At 70.6% G+C, this 21,732-nt stretch carries 21 protein-coding genes and 2 pseudogenes; 8 read left to right on the forward strand and 15 right to left on the reverse strand.

Annotated features, from left to right (window positions below; translation table 11 throughout):
• Both UK12_RS41645 and UK12_RS36935 read left to right on the forward strand, forming a co-directional pair.
• Positions 1-356: pseudogene (locus UK12_RS41645) on the forward strand (hypothetical protein); the annotation flags it as partial.
• A 135-nt stretch (positions 357-491) separates the two neighbouring features.
• Positions 492-977 (forward strand): VanZ family protein, encoded by a 486-nt coding sequence (locus tag UK12_RS36935; protein ID WP_156178931.1) that lies wholly within the window; start codon positions 492-494, stop codon positions 975-977.
• 8 nt (positions 978-985) lie between these two features.
• Here UK12_RS36935 and UK12_RS26065 read toward each other — a convergent pair whose 3' ends face one another.
• The gene (locus UK12_RS26065; RefSeq protein WP_156178932.1) at positions 986-1,267 is read right to left on the reverse strand and encodes a hypothetical protein; all 282 of its coding nucleotides are present in this window, start codon (positions 1,265-1,267) and stop codon (positions 986-988) included.
• Between the two features lie 459 nt (positions 1,268-1,726).
• On the opposite strand from UK12_RS26065, the gene UK12_RS26070 reads away from it, so the two are divergent.
• The 3 genes from UK12_RS26070 (at position 1,727) to UK12_RS26080 (ending at position 4,890) form a co-directional block, all read left to right on the forward strand.
• Positions 1,727-2,281 (forward strand): glycosyltransferase, encoded by a 555-nt coding sequence (locus UK12_RS26070; RefSeq protein ID WP_052682166.1) that lies wholly within the window; start codon positions 1,727-1,729, stop codon positions 2,279-2,281.
• A gap of 56 nt (positions 2,282-2,337) precedes the next feature.
• The gene (locus UK12_RS26075; RefSeq protein WP_045305598.1) at positions 2,338-3,876 is read left to right on the forward strand and encodes an ATP-dependent DNA ligase; all 1,539 of its coding nucleotides are present in this window, start codon (positions 2,338-2,340) and stop codon (positions 3,874-3,876) included.
• Between the two features lie 285 nt (positions 3,877-4,161).
• A complete protein-coding gene (locus UK12_RS26080; protein ID WP_269432046.1) occupies positions 4,162-4,890 on the forward strand; it encodes a DUF6183 family protein in 729 nt (242 codons plus the stop codon).
• Between the two features lie 62 nt (positions 4,891-4,952).
• Here UK12_RS26080 and UK12_RS26085 read toward each other — a convergent pair whose 3' ends face one another.
• The 4 genes and pseudogenes from UK12_RS26085 to UK12_RS26100 form a co-directional block, all read right to left on the reverse strand.
• On the reverse strand, positions 4,953-5,315 hold the full coding sequence (locus tag UK12_RS26085; RefSeq protein ID WP_197085183.1) for a hypothetical protein: 363 nt from the start codon (positions 5,313-5,315) through the stop codon (positions 4,953-4,955).
• A gap of 151 nt (positions 5,316-5,466) precedes the next feature.
• Positions 5,467-5,757 (reverse strand): annotated as a pseudogene (locus tag UK12_RS26090) (Tn3 family transposase); the annotation flags it as partial.
• A 101-nt stretch (positions 5,758-5,858) separates the two neighbouring features.
• Positions 5,859-6,080, reverse strand: a complete 222-nt coding sequence (locus UK12_RS26095) for a hypothetical protein (RefSeq protein WP_156178934.1) — start codon at positions 6,078-6,080, stop codon at positions 5,859-5,861.
• Positions 6,081-6,261: 181 nt separating this feature from the next.
• Positions 6,262-7,116: an SCO6745 family protein gene (locus UK12_RS26100; RefSeq protein ID WP_045305600.1), complete on the reverse strand. Its 855-nt coding sequence runs from the start codon at positions 7,114-7,116 to the stop codon at positions 6,262-6,264.
• Between the two features lie 229 nt (positions 7,117-7,345).
• On the opposite strand from UK12_RS26100, the gene rpe reads away from it, so the two are divergent.
• The 3 genes from rpe (at position 7,346) to UK12_RS26115 (ending at position 13,815) form a co-directional block, all read left to right on the forward strand.
• Positions 7,346-8,029, forward strand: a complete 684-nt coding sequence (gene rpe / locus UK12_RS26105) for a ribulose-phosphate 3-epimerase (RefSeq protein ID WP_045305601.1) — start codon at positions 7,346-7,348, stop codon at positions 8,027-8,029.
• A 277-nt stretch (positions 8,030-8,306) separates the two neighbouring features.
• On the forward strand, positions 8,307-9,266 hold the full coding sequence (locus UK12_RS26110; RefSeq protein ID WP_045305602.1) for a pirin family protein: 960 nt from the start codon (positions 8,307-8,309) through the stop codon (positions 9,264-9,266).
• A gap of 850 nt (positions 9,267-10,116) precedes the next feature.
• Positions 10,117-13,815: a hypothetical protein gene (locus UK12_RS26115; RefSeq protein ID WP_045305603.1), complete on the forward strand. Its 3,699-nt coding sequence runs from the start codon at positions 10,117-10,119 to the stop codon at positions 13,813-13,815.
• Between the two features lie 95 nt (positions 13,816-13,910).
• Here the strand turns inward: UK12_RS26115 and folE are convergent, their stop codons facing one another.
• The 10 genes from folE to UK12_RS26165 all read right to left on the reverse strand — a co-directional run bounded on the left by folE (position 13,911) and on the right by UK12_RS26165 (position 21,459).
• Positions 13,911-14,531 carry a GTP cyclohydrolase I gene (folE, locus tag UK12_RS26120; RefSeq protein ID WP_197085184.1) on the reverse strand — a complete coding sequence of 207 codons (621 nt, stop codon included), beginning with the start codon at positions 14,529-14,531 and terminating at the stop codon, positions 13,911-13,913.
• Between the two features lie 154 nt (positions 14,532-14,685).
• Complete coding sequence (locus UK12_RS26125) at positions 14,686-15,279, reverse strand: PIG-L deacetylase family protein (protein ID WP_231591388.1); 594 nt, start codon at positions 15,277-15,279, stop codon at positions 14,686-14,688.
• Between the two features lie 20 nt (positions 15,280-15,299).
• The gene (locus tag UK12_RS26130) at positions 15,300-16,163 is read right to left on the reverse strand and encodes a 5'-3' exonuclease (RefSeq protein ID WP_231591389.1); all 864 of its coding nucleotides are present in this window, start codon (positions 16,161-16,163) and stop codon (positions 15,300-15,302) included.
• A complete protein-coding gene (locus tag UK12_RS26135) occupies positions 16,163-17,296 on the reverse strand; it encodes a glycosyltransferase family 4 protein (protein ID WP_045305604.1) in 1,134 nt (377 codons plus the stop codon). The genes UK12_RS26130 and UK12_RS26135 overlap by 1 nt, the downstream gene beginning before the upstream one ends.
• Entirely contained in the window at positions 17,293-17,856 is a 564-nt protein-coding gene (locus UK12_RS43555) for a phosphoribosyltransferase (RefSeq protein ID WP_052682167.1), read from the reverse strand. Before UK12_RS43555 ends, UK12_RS26135 begins: the two co-directional genes overlap by 4 nt.
• Positions 17,853-18,800: a radical SAM protein gene (locus tag UK12_RS26145; protein ID WP_045305605.1), complete on the reverse strand. Its 948-nt coding sequence runs from the start codon at positions 18,798-18,800 to the stop codon at positions 17,853-17,855. Before UK12_RS26145 ends, UK12_RS43555 begins: the two co-directional genes overlap by 4 nt.
• Positions 18,797-19,837: a glycosyltransferase family 2 protein gene (locus UK12_RS26150; RefSeq protein WP_231591390.1), complete on the reverse strand. Its 1,041-nt coding sequence runs from the start codon at positions 19,835-19,837 to the stop codon at positions 18,797-18,799. The genes UK12_RS26145 and UK12_RS26150 overlap by 4 nt, the downstream gene beginning before the upstream one ends.
• Entirely contained in the window at positions 19,834-20,277 is a 444-nt protein-coding gene (locus UK12_RS26155; RefSeq protein ID WP_045305606.1) for a DUF6884 domain-containing protein, read from the reverse strand. Before UK12_RS26155 ends, UK12_RS26150 begins: the two co-directional genes overlap by 4 nt.
• Entirely contained in the window at positions 20,274-20,828 is a 555-nt protein-coding gene (locus UK12_RS26160; RefSeq protein ID WP_045305607.1) for a formylglycine-generating enzyme family protein, read from the reverse strand. Before UK12_RS26160 ends, UK12_RS26155 begins: the two co-directional genes overlap by 4 nt.
• Before the next feature lie 22 nt (positions 20,829-20,850).
• Positions 20,851-21,459 (reverse strand): reverse transcriptase/maturase family protein, encoded by a 609-nt coding sequence (locus UK12_RS26165; protein WP_231591391.1) that lies wholly within the window; start codon positions 21,457-21,459, stop codon positions 20,851-20,853.
• Between the last annotated feature and the right edge of the window lie 273 nt (positions 21,460-21,732).

Below are 21,732 nucleotides of genomic sequence, written 5' to 3' on the forward strand. Positions count from 1 at the left end.
CGGACGGCAGGCTCGACGGGCTGATCCACGCGCCCTTCGCGACCTACGCGCACCAGCGGTGGGGCCTGGCGGCGGAGGCCCGGTCGCCGCTGGACGCCGAGGAGTTGCCCGCCCTGCTGGAGGCGGGACGGCTCGCCATGCTCTCCGTGCACCCGTCCATCCGCACCCTCGACCCGCAACCGCCCCGCGCCGGCGGGCACTTGGTGCTGGCCGTCGGCGCGGACGAGGGCCACCTGTTCATCCACAACCCGTCCGGCTTCCCCAACGGCTCGCAGAGCTTCGCCCGGGTGCCGTGGGCCGACCTCGGCCGCTTCTACGCGGGGCGGGGGATCGTGCTGGGGTCGTACGCGGACTGAGCGGGCCGGGCGCCGCGGGGCGTGGACCGGGTGCTGGGTGAGCGGTCATGCTGCCGCAACCCGGTGGCAACGCGGGACGGCTACGGTGCTCTCGGCACGACCCGTACCGAGAGGTTCCGTATGCACGCCGCCGTCATGGCAGCCCTGGTAGCACTGCTCGTGGCCGCCGCACTGGTGGTCCGGAGGCCGCTGGTGCGGCAGACCGGCTGGGCCGGGCGGCCTGCCCTGCTCCTGCTGCTCGCCGCCGCGCTCTGCCTCGGCCTCACCCTGCCGGACCAGGTCGTGGCCGGTGCACCCGGCCGGCTCGGCGACTGCGCCACCGGCCGGGGTACCCGCCATCTCGCCGACGGGCCGGGACACCAGGCGGTCAACGTCCTGCTCTGGCTGCCGCTCGGCCTCTCCGGCGCCCTCGCCACCCGCCGCCCGTTCGTCGTCGCGGCGGCCGCCTCGGCGACCTGGTTCGCCGTCGAGCTGGTGCAGACACTCGACCCGGTGCGGATGTGCAACCCGGTCGACTGGCTCAACAACTCGCTCGGGTCGCTGGCCGGGGCGCTGATCGGGTACGCGGTGCTGCGGCACCGGTCGGCGGGCCGGGAACGGCACCGTCCGTCGCTGTCGTAGCGGCCGCTTCAGCCGGTGCCGCCGTGCAGCCGGGGCCCGCCGTCCGCGCAGCAGCTCCTGCCGCCGTGGATCGCGATGCGGGTCACGTCCGCTGTGGTCGCCGCTCCCCGCAGCATCGGGCGACAGTGCCGGTCGGGTCGGCTGCCGTCGTGTACGGCATGCGCCGAGGCCGTTCCGCAGGTCGCGGCGAGGGTGGCGGCGAGGGCCGCGACGGGCAGGGCGGCCCCGGCCAGAGATCTGCGGAGGTTCGGCACTGCCCGACGCGGGTCGAGTGTTCTGGACGGAGTCATTCGGAGCTCTCCTCAATCTGTGCGGAAGCCGGTATCTGTGCGGAAGCCGGTGCGCCGAAGCGGCGGGCATCGGACCCGTGACACGGTCAGCGCCCAGTCAAACCGGGCGGAGCCGGTGGGCCCCGCACCTCGCCGCCGAGGTGTGCGGGAACCATGCGTTCGGACCTCCCCGCCCCGCCGAATGGAACGCCGTTCCGCCATCCGGGGGGAGACTCCGACAGCAGCCACTCGACTTGATAGAACGTCAAGTCAGCTTTTGGAAAGGCTACTTGAGGCTCCCTGGCCCCACGGACGCACGTGCCGAACCCCTGGCGGGCATCCGATGGCGGCCCGTGTTGAGCCCGGGAGAGCGGATGCCGTCGAATTACCATCAGGAGCCGCGAGGCGCGCCCGGGCGGGGCCGTTCCGGCGTGCCTCCCCCCGTGCTCGATTTCGGAGATCGCAGATCGAGAGGCACCCGTGGTACAGCAGAGTCCGCTCAACCCGCTCGGTCCGGCGTCGTCCATCTGCCTCTGCATGATCGTCAAGGACGAGGCGGCGGTCATCGAACGCTGTCTCGCGTCCGTGTGCGACCTCGTCCACACCTGGGTGATCTCGGACACCGGGTCGACCGACGGTACCCAGGCGCTGATCCGCCGCGCATTCGACGGCATCCCCGGCGAGCTGCACGAGGAGCCCTGGGTGAACTTCGGGCGGAACCGCACACTGAACATCGAGCACGCCCGGGGCAAGGCCGACTACCTGCTGCTCATCGACGCCGACATGGTCGTGCGGCGGGACGGCGCGCTGCCCGCGCTGACCGCCGACTCGTACATGCTGCGGCACGTCGCCGACCAGGAGTGCCGCATCAAGCGGCTGGTCAGGGGCGACATGGCCTGGCGCTACGAGGGCGCTATCCATGAGTACCTGACGAGATCGCTGGAGGTCTGCGACCGGCTGCTGGCGATGCCCGACCTGCCCAAGTCCTACCGCGAACAGACCTTCCGCAACCGGGAGTTCGCGGTGGCCCGGTAAACGGGGGAGGAGCCGGGGAGGTTCAGACCGTAGCCACGCTCTCCGGAGGATCCGCCGTGCTGCTGAACCGCCTCGCCAGTACCTCGCGGGCCACCGCTGCCGAGCCCGCCCGCAACGCCAAGATCACGCTGCTCGCCGACTGCCTGCGCGAACTCGGCCCCGAGCAGATCCCGGCCGCCGTCGCGCTGCTCTCCGGGGAGTCCCGGCGGCTGCGGATCGGCGTCGGCTACGCCGCACTGCGCGAACTCCCGCCCCACGCCGAGAGCGCAACGCTCGGCATCCGCGAGACCGAGGACGCGCTCACCGCTCTCGCGGCCGTCCACGGCAAGGGGGCGCAGGCCGAACGGGCCCGCCTGCTGGCGGAGTTGTTCGGCCGGGCGACGGAGGAGGAACAGGAGTTCCTGCGGGCCGTGCTCGTCGGGGAGTTGCGGCAGGGAGCCCTCGACGCGATCCTCGGCGACGCCGTCGCCAAGGCCGCCGGCGTCCCCGCGACCGCCGTGCGCCGGGCCCTGATGTTCCGGGGATCGGCCCGGGCGGTCGCCGCAGCATCACTCTCCGGCGGCGCCCCCGCACTGCGTGCCTTCGGGCTCGAACTCGGCCGTCCCGTACGGCCGATGCTGGCCGCCTCCGCACCGGATGTCGCCACGGCACTGGAGCGGATCAGCCCCGCCGCGCTGGAGTGGAAGCTGGACGGCATCAGGGTCCAGGTGCACCGTGACGGCGAGCGGATCTCGGTCTTCACCCGCAGCCTGGACGAGATCACCGCGCGGGTGCCCGAAGTGGTCGATGCAGCACGCTCGTTGGCCGTCCGCTCCGTCGTGCTGGACGGCGAGGCCATCGCGCTCGGCCCGGACGGGCGCCCCCGTCCGTTCCAGGTGACCGCCGCCCGTACCGCCTCCCGGCAGGACCCGGACCGGCTGCGCACCGAAGTCCCGCTCCGGGTCTTCTTCTTCGACCTGCTGCACCTCGACGGCCAGGATCTGATCGACCGGCCGGCCGAGCAGCGCTGGGCCCGACTCGCCGAGGTCGTACCGGAACACCTGCGGGTGCCGCACACCGTGACCGGCGGGGCCGAGCCGGCCGGCGTCTTCTTCCGGGATGCCCTGGCCCACGGACACGAGGGCGTGGTGGTCAAGGACCCCGGCGCGCCGTACGCGGCCGGCCGGCGCGGCGCGGGCTGGATCAAGGTGAAGCCCCGGCACACCCTGGACCTGGTCGTGACGGCCGCGGAGTGGGGCAGCGGCCGGCGCCGGGGCCTCCTCAGCAACCTCCACCTCGCCGCCCGGAACGACGGCGAGGCCGACCTCGAACCGTGGGTCATGCTGGGCAAGACCTTCAAGGGGCTCACCGACGAACTGCTCGCCTGGCAGACCGAACAGTTCCTGGCCCGCGAGGTCTCCCGCGACTCGTACACCGTCCACGTCCGCCCCGAACTCGTCGTCGAGATCGCCTTCGACGGCCTCCAGCACAGCCCCCGCTACCCGGCCGGCCTCGCGCTGCGCTTCGCCCGGGTCCTGCGCTACCGCGAGGACAAGCCGGCTGCGGAAGCCGACACCATCACCGCCGTCCGCGGCCTGGCGGCGGAGGGGCTGTAGCGGCGCTCGGGCGGAGCGATTGTGTGACATCCCGTGAGTTCTCCTGAGCCCAGCTGCGACGCTGACCCCGTGGCCGGGGCGGGTGACCGGCATTGAGCTGCATTCCGGCGGAAAGGAGCCAGGCGCGGTGACCCTGATAGTGGATCGCCGGGACGCCGAGTTCGTCCGGGAAGGCGCCAAGTGGGTGGCGGACGACGAAGCCTCCTCCGGCGGCTGATCACCGTGCCTACAGGAGCAGCTCGGACCGCAGCCAGGAGTCGATCACCGGCGCCAGCGAGCGAGCATGTGGCGCTGCTGCGGCCGGGCTTGGCGGCCCGTCGCGCGGCTCCGGCGGAGCACCGCTGTCCGGATACTTCTTGGAGTCATCACCCGCTGGGCTGGTTGCCGCTGACGCTGTCGGACGTGGAAGGACGTCCAGATCTGCCGAGTTACAGCATCCGTGGCAGCAGTCACTCGATGCCGTTCGGACCGTCGGAGGAACGTGAACTGGCGGTGCTCGCTGGCGCGCGTGTCCCGTCGGCGGAGGAGACGACGACAGAAGCCATGGCCATGGCCAGGGCGAACTGGGCCGAAGAGTCCAACGGGCGCATCGAGGCGCGGGTTTTCGACCTCGCAGAACCTCAGGATGCCGCATCGGTCCCGACCGCGCTCCTGACGCTGGGGCTGGAGTGTCTGCACGGAGTGGGGAAGAAGGCCACTCTGTCGGTCGCTGTCCGTCCGCCGGCCCCGGCGTGGCGGGTGCTCTCCGCCGCGGCATCGACGGGAGGGGCGTACAACTCCGTTTCCCACGGCGCCTACGGCCGCCTGGCGGCCCGGCAGTCCCTGGCTGCGCTGGCCGGATGCCCGGAAGGCGCCACCGCCGGCGAGGTCGAAGCACGTGTGGGGGACTGCATCTGGCACGGTTTCGATGCCGACACGAAGTGGTACGGGCAAGTGGCCTGGGACATCGGTCTGGCCGCCCTTGCTCCAGACCGCCGGCGCCCGGCCGTGCTGGCTGCAACGGATACCGACTGAGGTGCCCGTGGTTCGCGTGTCGGGGAGCTGGACCGAGTGAACGGTGCCGGGCACCGCGTGGATCAACGGGTCTCCAGCGGGTCGGCCCGGCCGAGCAGCCCGGCGAGCGGGGTGCCGGTCCGGGCGGCGGCGATGCGGCGGGCGCGCAGCTGGGCGCGGGTGCGGGGGCGGAACTTCGGATCCCGCCCGCAACCGCACGGCTCGAAGCCCTCGTAGCGCAGCCCGGCGTTGAGGACCGCCGCGACGACCGACCATGCCTTCCGATTGCTGCGGCGGGGTGCCGCGAAGTCGTGGCCAGCACACAGCAGCGGCCCGGCGCAGCGCGGGCACATGTGTCCGGTGTCGCCGGGATGCCGCTTGAAGCTGATCCGGCACGACACGCACGCGTAGTGCAGCTTGTAGTGGACGAAGGCGTAGGTACACATGGGCCGACCGTACCGGCGGTGCTTCCGCACCGACCAACGGATTCCGCGTCAGCGGCCCGCGGACGCGCGCCGCTCCGCCTGGGACAGGGCGTACTCCACGTCCCCGTGCCACGATCGTTGACGACACCCCACGTTGAGCCGGTGGCCGGCCTCACCCGGCGGCTGGCGGCTGCGGTTCGCCCGCCCGTTGATCCGGGATGGCGGGGACGGGACCGAGATCGAGACGGCTGTTCATGTCGAGCTCGAACCTGCCGGGGTTCACGTACGTCCGGAACAGCGGTGACAAGGTCCGCCGGTCGGCATCGGTGAGGCGATCGGCCCACTTCGGGTCTGCCAGGGCCTGCTGCATCGGCAGGGTGTCGACGTGGACCTGAGCGGACTGGAGCAGGTGCAGCGCGAGCATGCCGACCTCCTGGCTCTCCTTGTCCGCTCCGGTCAGGTCGCCGTCCTTGCCCTAGCACAGGTCCTGGTCGGCGGAGTTCGAGCTCTCCACGACCTGCAAGCCCTCGTGGACCTCCAGCTTCCGCACCCGCTGGAGCTTGTTCACCTCGGCCAGCAGGCTCTCCAGCCCCGGCGCCCCGGGTCCGTCTTCAGCTCGGTGAAGAACGACCGGCCGCCGCCGACCACCGCCCCTTCGCCGTTCGCCGCCTGGTCGTTCTGGTCACCCGCGACCAGGTCATCCAGCCGCGAGCAGGTCAGGTGCGACAGCCGGTCCACCGTCGTCGGCCAGAACCGCGCGTCGAAGTCCTTCACCGCCCGGGCCACCAGTCGACGCACCTGGCCCGGGGCCGGCGGCTCGATGCCGTCATGGCGGCACCGGGCCGCCACGGCCTCCGGAGGTCGCTGAGGCCCGGTGCCCGAGTTCCTGCGCGCGCGGTTGGCCGAGCGGAGCCCCGCGCGCCGCTGTCGGCGGGGCCGTTGTCGCCGGGTGGCTGATGGAGGCCGGTCAGCTGCTGCCGGGGAGGCCGATCGGGTTGAGCGGGGGGAGTTCGGCGCGGCAGGCGGTCGAGATGGGCTTGAGGGCGGCGGCCAGCTCGTCCAGTTCGGCGCGGTGGAAGCCGGACCAGACGCGGGCGGCGGCCAGGTCGGTGGCGGCCTCCAGGGCCTGGTGGCGATGGCGGCCGTCGGGGGAGATGGTGCCGTCGGGGCTGAGCCAGCCGCGTTCGGTCAGCCGGGCGGTGGCCGCGTCCCACTCCTCGTCGCTCCAGCCCCGGAAGGGCTGGAGCACCTCGCGGCGGACGTCCAGCGCACAGCGCACCACCAGGGCCTCGCACCCGTCGAGCCCCTCGGTGACCAGGGCCGCGACATGCCCGTCGCCCCGGTGCTCGCGCAGGACGGTGGTGGCGTGCCAGAGCCGGGCCAACCGGCCCTCGGGGCGCGGCAGGGCGGCGTTCGCGGCGGCCAGCACGCGCCCGCAACAGTCCAGGCCGTCCACCGCGCGCTCCAGCAGCTGCACCGAACGGTCGATCAGATCCGGCTTGACGGTGGCCAGTACCCGCTCCAGCGCGGCCGACGCGCCCGCCACCCGCGCCTGGAGCGCGGCCTCGGGAGTGGCGCGTCTCCAGACGTCGGGGAGCGCCCGTTCGACCATCCCCGGCGCGAAGTTGAAGAAGGCGGCGACCACCGGAGCGGCCTCCACCGGGCCCAGCGGTGCGGACCGACCCGCGAAGTACCCGCGCCAACTGCCGTGCAGCCCCGCTGTCTCGTACGCCGCCCGACCCTCGGGTGAGAAGTAGGTGAGGGCGTGCACGGGCTCGAAGAGCCACCACAGAGCGCGTGCGGGATGTACCGGCTCGGCCATCGGGACACCTTTCTCGGAGCGGGTTGCGGTGCGGTCCGAAGCGGGCCACGGTGCAGTCCTGAAGCGGGCCACGGCGAATCGGGCACAGCGTACGAGATGCCGGTGCGGAACCGTTGTGATGCGGGTCACGCGCCGATCTCCCGATACGCCCTGCGCAGGTTGCAGGAGGGATGATGGACCCAAGGTGGCCGCTCCCGCCGCCCGCACCGAGTTGTGAAGGTACCCGGAAATGGCGCAGATCAACCCCAGCATCCTGTCCGCCGACTTCGCCCGTCTCGCCCAGGAGGCAGAGGCGGTCCGAGGCGCGGACTGGCTCCATGTGGACGTCATGGACAACCACTTCGTCCCCAACCTCACGCTGGGCGTGCCGATCGTCGAGTCGCTGGCCCGGGCCACCGACATCCCGCTCGACTGCCACCTGATGATCGAGCAGGCCGACCGCTGGGCCCCCCAGTACGTCGAGGCGGGCGCCGGTTCGGTGACCTTCCACGCCGAGGCCGCCGCCGCCCCCGTCCGTCTCGCCCGCGAGATCCGGGCCAAGGGCGCCCGTGCCTCGATGGCCCTCAAGCCGGCCACCCCGATCGAGCCGTACGAGGACCTGCTGCCCGAGCTCGACATGGTGCTGATCATGACCGTGGAACCGGGCTTCGGCGGCCAGGCGTTCCTGGACATCATGCTCCCCAAGATCCGCCGCACCCGTGAACTGATCCACAAGCACGGCCTGGACCTCTGGCTCCAGGTCGACGGCGGTGTCTCCGCCGCCACCATCGAGCGCTGCGCCGAGGCCGGTGCCGACGTCTTCGTGGCCGGTTCGGCGGTGTACGGCGCGGCCGACCCGGCTGAGGCGGTCCGCGCCCTGCGGGCCCAGGCGGAGGCGGCGACGGCCACCGCGTCCTGGGGCTGCTCGCACTGACGGCTTGGTGGCTTCGTGGCTACTCGCCCGGGGCCGGGCGGAGTTGGACGGGACCCTGTCGGCCGGGCGCCGACGGGGTCCCTGCCCCATGGGAGTTGACAGAGCCTCGGTGGTTCGTGCGGACGGCGGGACGGGTGTCGGCCTCGCTGCTGCGGCCGGATCCCGGGTGGCGGGGTGCGGTGTCGGCATCCGTGAGTACGGGGCTGACGCTTCGTGGACCGTACGGTATGACTCGGTACTGCCGTGAACCCCTCTGTCAGCCAGCCCTGGAGTGCGAATGAGCAACCTCGACCTCAAGCCCGCCACGACCCGTTGCGGTGGGGAGGCCAGTACCGGGCCGGTGAAGGAGCTGTTGACCGGCCGTCAGGTGAAGCTGGGCGAGTCCACCGCAGTGCGCCGACTGCTGCCCAACCTCGGGCGGCGGATGGTCGGTGCCTGGTGCTTCGTCGACCACTACGGTCCGGACGACATCGCGGACGAGCCCGGCATGCAGGTGCCCCCGCACCCGCACATGGGCCTGCAGACCGTCAGTTGGCTGCACGAGGGCGAGGTGCTCCATCGCGACAGCCTCGGCAGCCTGCAGGCCGTACGGCCCTTCGAGCTCGGCCTGATGACCTCCGGCCGGGCGATCTCGCACTCGGAGGAGTCCCCGCGCGAGCATGCCCGTCTGCTGCACGGCGCACAGCTCTGGGTCGCGCTCCCCGACGAGCACCGGCACGCCGCCCCCGCCTTCGAGCACCACGCCGACCTGCCGAAGGTCACGGCGGCGGGCCTGGACGCCACCCTGATCCTGGGCTCCCTGGACGGCGCGACCTCGCCCGGCCGGACGTACACGCCGCTGGTCGGCGCCGATCTGACGCTGCGTGAGGGCGCCGAACACCGGCTGCCGCTGGAGCCGGAGTTCGAGTACGCGGTACTCGCGATGGCCGGCAGCGTGGACGTGGACGGCGTCCGGGTCGAGCCCGACTCGATGCTCTACCTGGGCTGCGGGCGCCGCGAACTCCCGCTGCTGGCAAGGACGGACAGTTCGATCCTGCTGATCGGCGGCGAGCCGTTCGACGAGAAGATCGTGATGTGGTGGAACTTCATCGGCCGATCCAGTGAGGAGATCGTACAGGCGCGATCTGACTGGATGGAAGGGTCGAGGTTCGGCGAGGTGCACGGCTACGACGGGGAGCGCTTGGCCGCACCTACGCTGCCCTCGGTGCCGATGAAGCCACGGGGAAGGGCTGGCTGAACTGGGCTTATATGCCTGGAGCTGCGACCCGTGGCGTGCTTCGTGGAGTACCGCTTGGTGCGGCTGGGGGCTCCTCGGGAGCCCCCACCGCGAGGACCTATGAGCCTTCTGGGCGTTGGCCCGCCAGTAGTGCGGGAGTCGCGAGTATGGCCTTCTGTGACAGCCTTTAGTCAGACCAATGCTGACCAATGCTGACTTGCCTGATGATCCGTCAGTTGAATGGGTCTAGGCCAATGCAGGCCCAGTCGTCCTGGCGGAGGCGCTGCGGGCGGGCCCGCCGGCAGCGACTCACTGTAGCTATCAGTCGAGCGTGGGACTGATGCGGCGGTGATCGCGATCGGCCTCTTGCCCAGGCTGGCCGAAATCGCTCACGGCTACGCTGCTGGCGCTCGACAGTGGGCAGTCTGCATTCAAGCGGCGCCGTACGGGTAAACAGGCGCTCCGGACCTGCGGGCGTCGCTTGACGGCCCGGCATGGGAAAGGCCTCTTGACTGTCCGACCGAGCTGCCATGCTTCCGCTATGGCCAGCAAAAGAAGGGCGTCGGGAGGGAAGGGCCGACCCGTTCGGCCCCTGCCGCAGAGCGGCGCGAGTAATGGACCTGTTGAAGCACTGTGGACGGCGACGCGTTCGGGAGCGCGGGCTGTCCGCGGGTTCCACTATCAGGATGCCGTCGGGGCGTGGCTTTGCGGTCGCGTCCTGTCCGGTGCCCTCGTCGCCGATCGCATCGTCCCGGAGGGACTGGAAGACCTGTCGTGTGACGGCACGACTTCCTGGCACGTCCAGGTGAAGTCCCGGCAGGAACGAATCGGTGACTTTACCGTTCCAGGTGTAGCCGATCACCTCGTTGCCATGGCCGAGGCACACGCGAAGCGCGAACAGGCAGGAGCGGTTGGCCGGCCGGTCCTTGTTCTCGAAAGGCCAGTCAACGGTGAGTGGTTCACCGAGTGGGGCCGGCCGCTGAGTGCTCTGCCGGACGATCATTCGTTGCTGCTGGAACTCGACAGGAAGGCTACCGAGGCCGGTCTGAGTGGCAATGAAGTCGACGCCTGGTGTAACGCGGTCAGCCTCTACGTGCTGCCGTGGCGTGTCGCAGCCGAGGACACCTGCACTGCCGTGGTGCAGCGGTTCGGCCTGCTGCCCGCAGGGGCTGAGTCGGTGGTGCTGGCGCTGCGCAACGCAGTGGCAGACCACGCTGATACCAACGCGGTGGCAGGCTTTGCAGGGGCTGTCGGGCTGAGTCGAACGAACATTGCGAGGATCGCGACGGAAGTCGCGGAAACCATCGACCGCGACTCCCTGGAGGAGGCGCTGGCCACGGGCGTCTGCGAGCCAGTGGACTTCGACCGACCGCTACGAGCAGCCGGATTCTACGAGGGCATCAATGTGCAGCCCGGCCACATCGCCGCTGGCCTACCTGCCCCCAGGCCAGCCCTGACCGGCCAGGTCGCGGCGGCAATCGACCGAGGAGGGAGTGTCCTTGTTACCGGCCCGTCCGGAGTTGGCAAGTCGACCGTCATGTGGGCGGCCGCCTACGCGACGAGGCACGTCCTCTGGTACCGGATCAGGCGCCTTCAGGACAAGGACACCGCCGCGCTGGTACGACTCGCCAGAGGCCTGAAGCCGTCGACTCGGTCCCCGGTCGGATTCGTGGTGGACGGCATCGGGATCGGCGCGGCCGAGGCCTGGGACGTCCTCCTGCGTGAACTCGCCCCGGTTCCGGGTGTGATGCTGCTGGGTTCTGTTCGAAGCGAGGATCTGCTGCCCCTCCGAACCCGCGGCGACTGCACTCAGATCTCTGTAGGCCTCGATGAGGAGGTGGCGGAGCAGATCCATACCGGACTGGTTGCGTCCGGTGCCTCGACGGCTCCGCACTGGCGGGAGGCATACGAAGCTGCGGACGGATTGACGCTGGAGTTCACACACCTTCTCACGCGCGGACGACGGCTCTCGGACGTCCTGGCGGATCAGGTCGACCGGCGCGTGGTCGAAGGGCGGCAGACGGAGATCGAGGTCCTGGCCATGCTCTCGGTGGCCCACCGATGGGGCGCCGACCTGTCGGTGCGGGCACTTCAGCAGCAACTGGGGGTGGGAGACGCGGACCTTCGAGTCGCGCTGTCCCGCCTGGTTGACGAGCACCTCGTCCATGAGCAGATGGGTCGGCTGTCCGGGTTGCACCAGCTGCGTTCGGGCCGCTTGGCCGACGCCGTGCATGCGGTGCCGCCACCGATGCTGGACGAGACCGTGATCGCGGTCATGCGGATACTGGAAGACGGACAGCTCCAACCATTCGTGGCCGGCGTCCTCACCGAGCGCCCCGACCTCGATTCCGTCGTCCTTGAGCAGGTCACAGCCGAACTCGCGCGCAGGACCGGCGCGGAGGCGATCATCGGGGTCCTACAGGCGCTGCGATTGGTCGACTTCACCCGCTGTGCCGGCGATTGGGCACGGATTCTCGAGCGGCATCGGGTGTCGCCCGCGCACCGGCGCATCACCCTGAAGCTCGCGCTGACCACCAAGGAACCGCTGCCGAACCTGAAGCCCGAGATCGCCGCGGCCATTGCCGAGATCAAGGCGGCCGGCCAGCTGGGAGCACCTCTGCGCGACGCGCTGGTGGCCCGGCTCGGGATGCCCGAGTTGGGGCGTCGTCTTGCGCAGTGCGGGAGTCAGGAGGTGGCACAGCGGTTCCTGGCGGTACTCGTTGGAACGGATCTGGACCTCACGGGTTGGCCGGCCGTACTCGCTGGGTCACCGTTCGGTCAGCTGGTTGCAGCCTCACCGATCAAGTCGCTGGGAGACATCCTTACGACAGCCCGCGCCGTATCGGTTGCTCTGGCTGAGAGCCTTCTGGACGTGGCCGGCGGAGAGGAGGCCGTCATGAGGGGGCTCAGGGCTCATTCACCTTGGGTCACCGAGGTGTCCGTCATGGAGCAGGACAGTGGCGCGGTAGCCTACGCCCGCCTGCTGCAGATATCTGATCGGATCCAGCCGGATGTGGACAAGGCGACCGTGGAGTTCGGACGGCTCCTATTGCGCTGCCTGCCACGGTGCGAAAGCGTCGACGTCCAGACCCTGCTGCCTGGCGGAATCCCCCTGACCTTCGGAGACCTCACGAGCGGGCTCAGCAAGCTGCAACGCCGCTACGACAGCTCACCGACCCAAGTGGCATGGTTCCGCGCCCAGGCTCTGATCGCCACAGCGGCGGCTGGCACATCCGACTGGACGAGTCGAACGGCCTCCGTAGCCGTCATCATCCCGACGCTGCACCGATACCTGGCGACCCTCACCCGAGTTTGGTGCATGGGCCGCAGTCGGCCCCGGGACATCACCGAACTGGAGACGATGCAGGCCACTTTGCAGGAGCAGGCCGCCGCGCTGACGTTGCCCGCGGACAGCGCCAGCCTGTCCGCACTTCCCGCCGACGACGCCGTTGAGGACGTCTGGGTCGACCGACTGCAACTGCTCGCTGACGGGATCACGGACAGCCTCACCCGAAGGCTTCTCGACCCTCAGGAGCATCGATCGCTGGCCTGTTATGCCCGAGACACTCTGAGTGTGACCGCGCTGCGCGTGCGGGACGAAGAACGCTGGTACCTCATCGGTCAGGAACCGCCGGACTTCCTCAACCAGTTGGCGGGGATGCTCGATGACCTGCACGCCGTTCTCGCGGAACTCGTCTGGGGCGGTCTCGAGCCGAAATCGATCATGACCGAGGCGCGGTCAGGGCCGTCGGCCGAGGCGTTCGCCCGTGCTGCGGCTCTTGCCCGCAGGACCGCGGAAGCACGGGCGAACGCTGTCCAGCACAAGCTCCAGGCCGATGCCGAGGCCATGGGGCTCTCGGTCCGGCTTTACACCCAGCCACTCTCTGATGCCAACGCGACGGAATGGCCGGCTGTGGGGATGGCGGTGGGAGTGGAACTCGGTGACCTCGCCGAGTGGCCAGTGGTGGTGGAACAGCTGAGCGGTCTGCTGCGACATGACTTCGTATCCCAAGGAAACCGCAGGGCAGTCCTCCTCGTCCCCCTCCTCGACGGCAGGCCGGTCAGGCTCCTGGCACAGAAGCTGCAGACCACGCTGTGGCCGGGGACCGACCTTTTCGACACCTGGGGCGCGGAACTTCCTGAGCCGTACCCGACTCCGCTCACCGACGCTGCGATCGGTGCCCACCAGGCTCTCCAATGCCTTTCCGCACTGGCTCACCTGATGACCCTGCGGGATCCCGATCCGCGGCACCAGGAAGTCGCAGACCAGGCCGGGGCTGAGGTCGTGCAGGCGGTCCGCGTCATCACGGAACTCCAGCCCGAGGACCCCATCATCGGTGAGGTCGTGGGATTCCTCAATTCCGTCGCCCGTCGGGTGGCAAGCGAGTTCGCGGCAGATGCCGCGCTGCAGGAGCCTGAGGTACCGAACCTCGCCATCTCGCTCGCTCGTGGCCTGACCGGCAATCCGACAGACGACTTCCTGCAGTTGGATGGCATGATTTCGATCGCCCTGCGATGGGACCTTGATCCAGACCGTAGGGCAAGGCTCCTTGCTGGAGCCGATGATTGATCATCGCCGAGTGGTCTCGGATGCGACACGCACAGACGGGGCGATGCCCCACTCCCGGCTCCAGATCCATGCTGGGAGTTGGGGGTTGTTTTCCGTTACCGCCAGGTCGCGGTTGCCAGGCGTTCGACGCGCGTCGCGAGGTCGGGGTCGCTGGCAGTGCGGCCGAGGCGACACGAAGTGATGGTTCGGACGCCGCTGGCTTCGACCCCGCGCATGCTCATGCAGAGGTGCTCGCCCTCCGCGTAGACGGCTACATCATCCGTGCCGGCGGCCTTGGCGATGGCGGCGGCCACCTGGTCGGTGATGCGCTCTTGGAGCTGGAGGCCGTGCGTGTGGGCTCGAAGTTGACGCACAAGCTTGGACAGACCGAGAACCTTGGCGTGCGGCACGTAGGCGATGGACACGTTTAACCGGAACGGCAGCAGATGATGCTCGCACAGGCTCCATGCTTCGATGCCGCGGAGCAGGACGAGGCCGTCGGCGTCTGTCGTGTGGTTGAAGACGGTGTCGACCGAACCGGCGTCATGGTCGAGGAACTCGGCCCACCAGCGCGCAACTCGGCTGGGGGTGTCGACCAGGCCTTCGCGGTCAGGGTCCTCGCCGATCGCGTCGAGCAGTTGGCGAACGAGGCTGGTGACGCGGACTGTGTCGACGGGCCGGCGGTCGCGGGGAGCGGGACGCAGTATCGCGGCCAGGGTGGTTGTGTCAGCAGGCATGTTGGATCCCTTCGCTGATGGTTGGTTGGGGTCGGGAGGTCACGACGCCTATGGTGCTGGGGGTGTGCGGGGGCCTTGACGCCTTGGAAGCCGCGCCGGCCATGCGCGGGGCGGGTTCTGGGGCTGAGAAGAGCAGAGGCCAGGGGGCAGTCGGTCAGAGCTGGGTGGCTGGGGGGAGACGGCCGAGGACCGGAACGGCGGTGAAGGCCTCGCCGCGGGCGCTCCCGATGCGGGCGCCCCAGAGGCGGCCGAGGTTCTCGGCCATAGGGCCGAAGTGCTCTTCGATCGGCTGGGAGGTGTGCTCGCGTAACGCCTTCATCTTCGTAGCGAAGGTGTGGGTGACATCGACGATCGTGGTGGCGTTGAGCGGACCGTCGAGGGTCAAGGAGTTGTAGGTGTCGCAGGTGTAGAGCCGGCGAGGGAAGCCGGTGGCGATCACGGCTTCAGGAAGGGCCTGCAGCACCTCATTTGCGACGGCGCGGTGCTCCGGGTGCACGTCCCGGAGGGGATGAGTAATTACCAGGTCTGGGCGAACATCCACGAGCAGTTGGTGGATGGCCGAGCTGTCCAGGACGGGGAGCTGCCGCAGTGCGGTGCCGAGGATCTCGGCACCCTTGGTGGCTTCGGCGTCCCGGACGGGATCACGGAAGGGGACGGCTACGGTGACGGGCGCGTGCGCGGCGTGGTGTGCAAGGGTTCCTCCCGCCCATAACTCGGCGTCGTCCGGGTGGGCGAAGAGAGCCAGCACGGAGCCTGGCAGCGCGGCCCTCACCAGAGACCCAGTTTCTCGACGACGTCCGCGGGCTTGGGCAGTGTCGGGCTGACCTCGCCGGTCGGTGCGATCGGCACCGTGAGATCCCGGTGCATCGTGATCATGCCTTCCCAACGCAGGACGTCGTCCCAGGCCGCAGTGACGGCGGCACCCTTGGCTCCGACGAGCCGTCCCGAGTCGGGGAGCTGGTCGAGCGGCATGCCGTCGCGAAGGAGGCCGGCCGCCACCTTGGGCCCGACTCCCCGCACGCCGGGGATGTTGTCTGCGCTGTCGCCAGTCAGCGCGCGGAAGGCCGGCCACTGCTCGGGGGTGACGCCATAGCGCTCGACGACCTCGGCCGGGGTGATTAGGCGCCTGCTGGACTTCCGCGACCGGTTGATGATGCACACCTGGTCGGTGAGCAGCTGGTAGTAGTCGGCGTCTCGCGACATGATCCGCACCGGCCGGGTTGCCGCGGCCCGGGCGGCGAGCGTGGCGATGACGTCGTCGGCCTCGGCGTCGTCGACTTCCACCCAGCGGATGCCGTGCAGATTCAGGCCCTCCTTGACGGGAGCGAGAAACTGCAAGGGCTTGAGGGCCTCCGGCGTCGCTTCGCGGTTCGCCTTGTATTCGCCGTCGGCGGCGACGCGGTCGGCGGTTCCGTGTTCGCCGTCGAAGACAACGAGAACCTCCGGCGTGGTCACATCCAGGTCGTCGCGGATGGTGGCGCGCAGGAGCGCGAAGAAGGCGAAGAGGCCGGTCAGTTCGCGGCTCTTGTCACGGGAGAAGATGGGGGCGGGGAAGCCGAAGGTCCCGGCCCACAGGACGTTGAAGCCGTCAACGAGCAGCAGCGGTGCAGGGGTTACGGAGTTTTCGGGCATCACGAGACCGCCTCAATGAAGAGTTCAGCGATCCGGTGGGACGCGAAGTCTGACGCGCGCCGGTACACGGCCTGTGTAGTCGCGCCGTACAGTATGTCATCTTCCAGGAGGGTCTGCGCGGTCTTGTGCAGCGCCGCCGGGCCAGCCTCGTGATCAACGAGAAGGCGTTGGCCATGGCCGGTCGGCTCGATGAGGGCAGGCAGGTTGCCGACCCGGTAGGCCACCACCGGAGTGCCCACACTCATGGCCTCCAGCGCGACCAGGCCGAAGGTCTCCTGGTGGCTGGGCACGATCACGGCGGCGGCACCGGCGAGCCAGGGCAGGACCTCGCTCCAGGCGAGAGCGCCCCGCAGCGTGATGTTGCGATGCCCGGCGGCCAGAGCCCGGCAGTGTTCGAGCAGGTCCGCCTGGGAGCCGGTGACGCCCTCGAAGCCGGCCTCGGCGAGCGCGACTTCGACGGGCCGGTCCCATCCGTGAGCCGCTTCGAGGAGTTCGGCGACACCCTTCTCGCGGCCGAGCCGGGCCAGCACCCGTACCGGTCCGGCGCGCCGCAGTCCCTCGCGGTGCCGCGGGTCGGGCGGGGTGACGGCGGCGTCCGCCAGCAGCGCGTTGGGGATGACGCGCATGACGCGCGGGCCCCAACCGGCGATCTCGTCGGCGACGGTGGGAGAGGGCACGATGACCCGGGTGGCACGGGCGAGCGCCGGTCCGGCGTCGAGGGTCGCAGGCCGAACGTGCGCGGCCAGGGCCCGGCGGACGTGGCCAGGGAAGTCGCCCCGGAGCCTGCCCAGGCCCCAGAGCGCGTCGGTGAACAGGACGGTGTCCACGCGGTGAAGCGTGATCAGCTCTTGGATCTGCCGGGACAGGGCGGTGTCCTGCCAGGTGACGGCGCGGCGCAGGGTGACGTCGTCGCACGGGAAGGTGACATCGGTGAGCCGGAGGCGCTCGACGGTCACGCCCGGCAGGCCGACATCGGGGGGCTGCGGTGCGGCGGTCGCGATCACCGGACGGTGTCCGGCCTGGGCCAGGCCCACGGCGAGCGCCGCGGTTGCCCGTTCGATGCCGGCAGGCGCGTCGGGTGTCCAGGAGACGAGGACGAGCAGGACGCCCCTGGATGTGGGGGTGACGGTCATCGGGTGATCACCCGCCGGGGCGCCGGCATGGCCCGGACCGGTCCGGAGTGCGGAGCCTCCCAGGGGAAGACCACCCAGTCGTCCACGTCCCAGATCCAGCGGTCGGGGCCGTCGGTGCATCCGGCGTTGCGACACAGCGCCACCGTCTGCAGCACAGCCCCGGCGCTGAGGCGTCCGTGTAGGGCCTGGGCGACGGCCAGGAAGGTCGCGCCGGAGCCTGCGATGTCGTCCACCAGCAGGACGCGCCTGGTGAACAGTGGGGGCAGGTCGTCGGGCAGGGTGACGGTCACCTGGCCGGTGGCCTGCTGCCAGGGCTGGTCGCTGGCGTTGTGCCGAGCGGAGGCCACGTACAGCGGGACCTTGAGGAAGTCCGCCGCGACCGTGGCGGGCTTCACTCCGCCGTTGGCGATGCCGATCACCGCGGTCACGGCCGGCTCGGCTCCGATGGTGGACTCGGCGAGGAGGCGGGCCGCGTCGTAGCACTGGCACAGGGAGGGGGCGTAGGGCGCGGTACGGGCGAAGACCCGCTGCGGACCAGAGGGCTGCTGGGTGGTGGTCATGAGCCGCTCCTGACGGTGGGAAGGCGCAGGTCCTGGGGCCCGGTGACCTGGATGAACGCGGTGATGCCGGTGGCAGCACCGGTGTTGCGCCAGGCGTAGCCGTCGGCGCGCAGCACGGTGAACCCGTCGGCGCTGCCGCGGGTGCGCAGCCGGACCCGGATGCCGTCGGGGATGTCGAGGGCGCTGAAGGTATCGCCGGCCTGGTCGTCGGTGAGCATCTGCTCGGCGGCGATGGAGGCGCCGTCGCCGATGGGCAGCATTTGCAGGAAGGTGACGCCGCCCGCGCCGAGTTGGGCCGCGAGGTCCAGCAGGGACTGGGCCTCGCGGTGGGTGGAGCGCATCAGGACCATCTGGAGCTGGACCCGTAGCCCCGCCCGCACAGCGGCGCGGATGCCGGTGACGGCCCGCTGGAAGCTGCCCTCACCTCGCCAGGTGTCGTGTGTGGCTTCGGTTGCGCCGTCAAGGGAGACCCGGACAGCGTCGAGGGCCCCGGTGAGTTCCTCGGCGCGTCGGGCGAGGTGCCAGCCGTTGGTGGTGCAGCTGACTACGGCTCGGCCGTGTTCGCGGATCGCGCGGGCGAGGTGCGGGAGGTCGCCCAGGAGCAGCGGCTCGCCACCGGAGATGTCCACACCCAGAACGCCGGAGACGGCGATGTGCCCGGCGAGAGTCTGGCGTTCGGTGCTGGTGGACTCGCGGACGGTCTTGTCGTCCAGGCAGTGGGGGCAGGACAGGTTGCACCGCACGATCGGCGACCAGCACATGCTCAGCGGGGCACTGGGCCGAAGCCGCGCCGGGTCGGCCTCGGGCCAGGCCGTGACCTGGCGCTCGTCCAGGGCGACGCGGCCGAGCGGAACCGGCTGGGGCGGCAGGTGGTTGCTGCCCACGGCCGGGTCGTGGACCACGGTGGTGCCGTCGATGGAGGCGGCGGCGAAGAAGCGGATCATCGGGTGATCACCTCGGCGTCGGTCAGGTGCTTGTCGGTGGTGGTGGCGAAGCCGTGCCCGCGTCCCGCAGGAGCCGGGCGGGCGAGCAGCAAGCGGTAGTGCGCGAGAGTCGCGGGCCAGGCGGCGAGCTTGCTCTGCCACTGGGCGCCGGCGTCGGGCGGGTCAAGGTGAAAGCCGACGGCCTGCCGCAGCGGGATGACGAGGCAGCCGTTCGCGATCAGTGCGGCGCCCAGGTGGGTGTCCTCCATCCCCCAGCCGAGGCGGCCGAACTCCTCGTCGAGGCCGCCGACATCCACCAGGCGCTCGCGCGGCACAGCCAGGAGCGCGGTGACGGCCATCCTGGGCAGGTCCCAGTCGTAGTAGAACCGGCCGTAGCCCAGGGCCTGGAAGTCGTCGGTCGCGTCAAGCGGGCGACCGTCCAGCGGCCTGCTCAGCGTGATGCCGGAGTATGGGAGCAGCGTGTCGGCCGGCGGCGTCCATGTCACCCGGTGGTCGGCCTCCAGCCTCGGCGCACCGCTCGGAACCAGTGCACCCTCGCAGGGCGTGCCCTGGTAGGCGACGTTGTGCCGGAAGCCGACCAGCACCGCATCGGGCGTCGCACGGGCGGCTACGTCGGCCAGGACGTGGGCGGGCAGGACCATGTCCGCGTCCAGGAAGAGGACGATGGGCGCACCCGCCAGCCGCGCACCGACGTTGCGAGCCGCAGCCGCGCCGGACCTGACCGCGAGCCGAACCGCGGTGGTGACGACCGGGTGGCGGCGGGCGATCTCGAAGGTCTGGTCGGTCGAGGCGTCGTCGACCACGATGACCTCGACCGCACCCGCGCTCTTCTGGGCGGCGAGGGCGTCCAGGACGGCGGGCAGGGCGTAGGCGGTGTTGCGGGCCGGCAGGACCACGGACAGCGCCCGGCCTTCGGCCGCTTCGGCCGGTGAGGGCTGGTGCCAGCCGAGGCCGGTTCGCCCGGTGAACGCCTCGGTGATGTGCCCGTGGTCGTTCGGGCGCGCCCTGAACGTGTCCGCAAGGGTGGTGCCGCTCACGGCCACCTCCATTCGTCGAGTACGGCGGCGGCCTGGGGCCAGCCGTGCGGGTCGCTGATCCACAGCAGGACCGGGCGGCTCGGAAGGGCCATCAGCTCGGTGAGCGGGATCAGGTATTCGGGTTCGAGGACGAGCAGCACCCGCTCCGGGACACCGCCCGCGAGCAAGTCACGCTCCAACTGCTGGGTGACGACCGGCCGGAGCTCCTCAGCCCGATCGCGCGTCAAGGCCCGGTCGTAAGGGGCGAGCAGGTCGTCGGCCCGGACGAGGCCGTGCTCCGCGGACAGGAAGCGGATGCGGTCCCGGGCTCGCCGGTGGCCGGCGAACCGCTCCCGCAGCTGCGGCGCGACGCCGCCGGTGTACCGCTCCAAGGTCGGCAGCAGCCTGGGCTCGGGGGCCTTGCGGCGGGAACAGCCGGCGATCACGAGGTCGCCGATCACGCTGCCCTCACCACCCGCAGGCCGATACCAGGCGAGCGCAGCTCGGCCGGGGCCGCGTTCAGGAAGGTGCACCGGGCGTACAGGCCGAGCGAGTTGTACGAGCCCCCGCGGACCACGAACCCGGCGCCGATCGTTGGCGAGGCCGTCCACTCCCAGCAGTTGCCAGCCATGTCCCAGAGTCCGCCTGGCGTCACGCCCTGCGGGTGGGAGTCGACGGGAGTCAGCCGCCCGCAGCTGCCGCGCAGGTTCGCGCGAGCCGCGCCCGGCTCCTCCTCACCCCACGGATAGAGCCGGCGCTCCGCCCCGGACGCCGCCCACTCCCACTCCACCGAGCGCGGCAGCCGTCCGCCCAGGTCTGCCGCGCGCTGCGCGGCGCGCGCTTGATCCAGCCCGACCAGCGGCCGACCGTCGTCCTCCCAGCCCACCTGAGCGGGGGTCAGCGGGGTGGCGGTCCACTCAAGATCCCTTACCCGCACCGGGCGCCTGCGGTCGCCGAACAGGCAGGTCCCGCCCGGAACCGGCACCCACGTCACGGGACGCGTACTGATCATCGTTGCCACGATCCGTCCCCCTTCATCCGGCGATCAGGAACAGGTCTTCGGTGTTCACGCCGGACCGGATCTGGCTCTTGTCGGGATGGGGCTCAAGGCCGCATGTGGCCAGTGCCACCGTGACCGCTGCCATGGCCTCCGCAGACTCTGAACTGTCGCGGCAGAACAGGCAGTAGTTGTCGGCGAAGCGCACCACCCGCAGCCCGGCCAGCGCCACGTCGACCCGAGACAGCCGAAGATTGATCAGCAGCGGTGCCAGGGCCGTGCCCGGCACGATCGGATACGGAAGAGGCTTCAGCACCCGATGGAACAGGTCCAGGAAGGTGCCGTCCGCGACGTGCTCCGACAGCCAGTCCGTCACCTCGCTCGCACTCGACCCCGCCGATGCCTGACGCACGTCGGCGTCCGCCACCCACCGGTAGCCGGCTCGCAGGTACTGGTCCGCATCCCGCAGCGCCGTGATCCTGTTGCGCCCGGCGCGGTAGCCGGACACCCAGTCGGCGAACGCCCGTGCCTCCAGCACCGGCTCGATCGCATCGCGCATCGCCCGCTGCACCACCCGGTCCCCCACGGTCGGGATCACAGCCGTGAACTCCTTGCCGGTGTACGAGGTGATCGTCACCTCGCGCACCGGGCTGGGCTCCCAGGTCCCCGCTCGCAGCCGGGCAGCCAGATCGTCGAGACGTCCGCGCATGCCCTGCCGGAAGACCGCCCAGCTCATCCCGTCAGCCCCGGGGGAACCGACCCGGCGCATGCAGGACCTCGCCGCCCGCTTCAGGTGCTTGGCGTCCAGGAGGAACGGCATGAGCGAATGGGCCCGCAGGGGAAGGGAGTTGTGTATGCTGGACGCAGCCTGAGTGGCAGGCAGGATCCCGTTCCCCCTCGGTAAAGCTTGGTCGCTATC

The organism is Saccharothrix sp. ST-888 (genome assembly GCF_000955975.1).
Taxonomy (GTDB): Bacteria; Actinomycetota; Actinomycetes; order Streptomycetales; family Streptomycetaceae; genus Kitasatospora.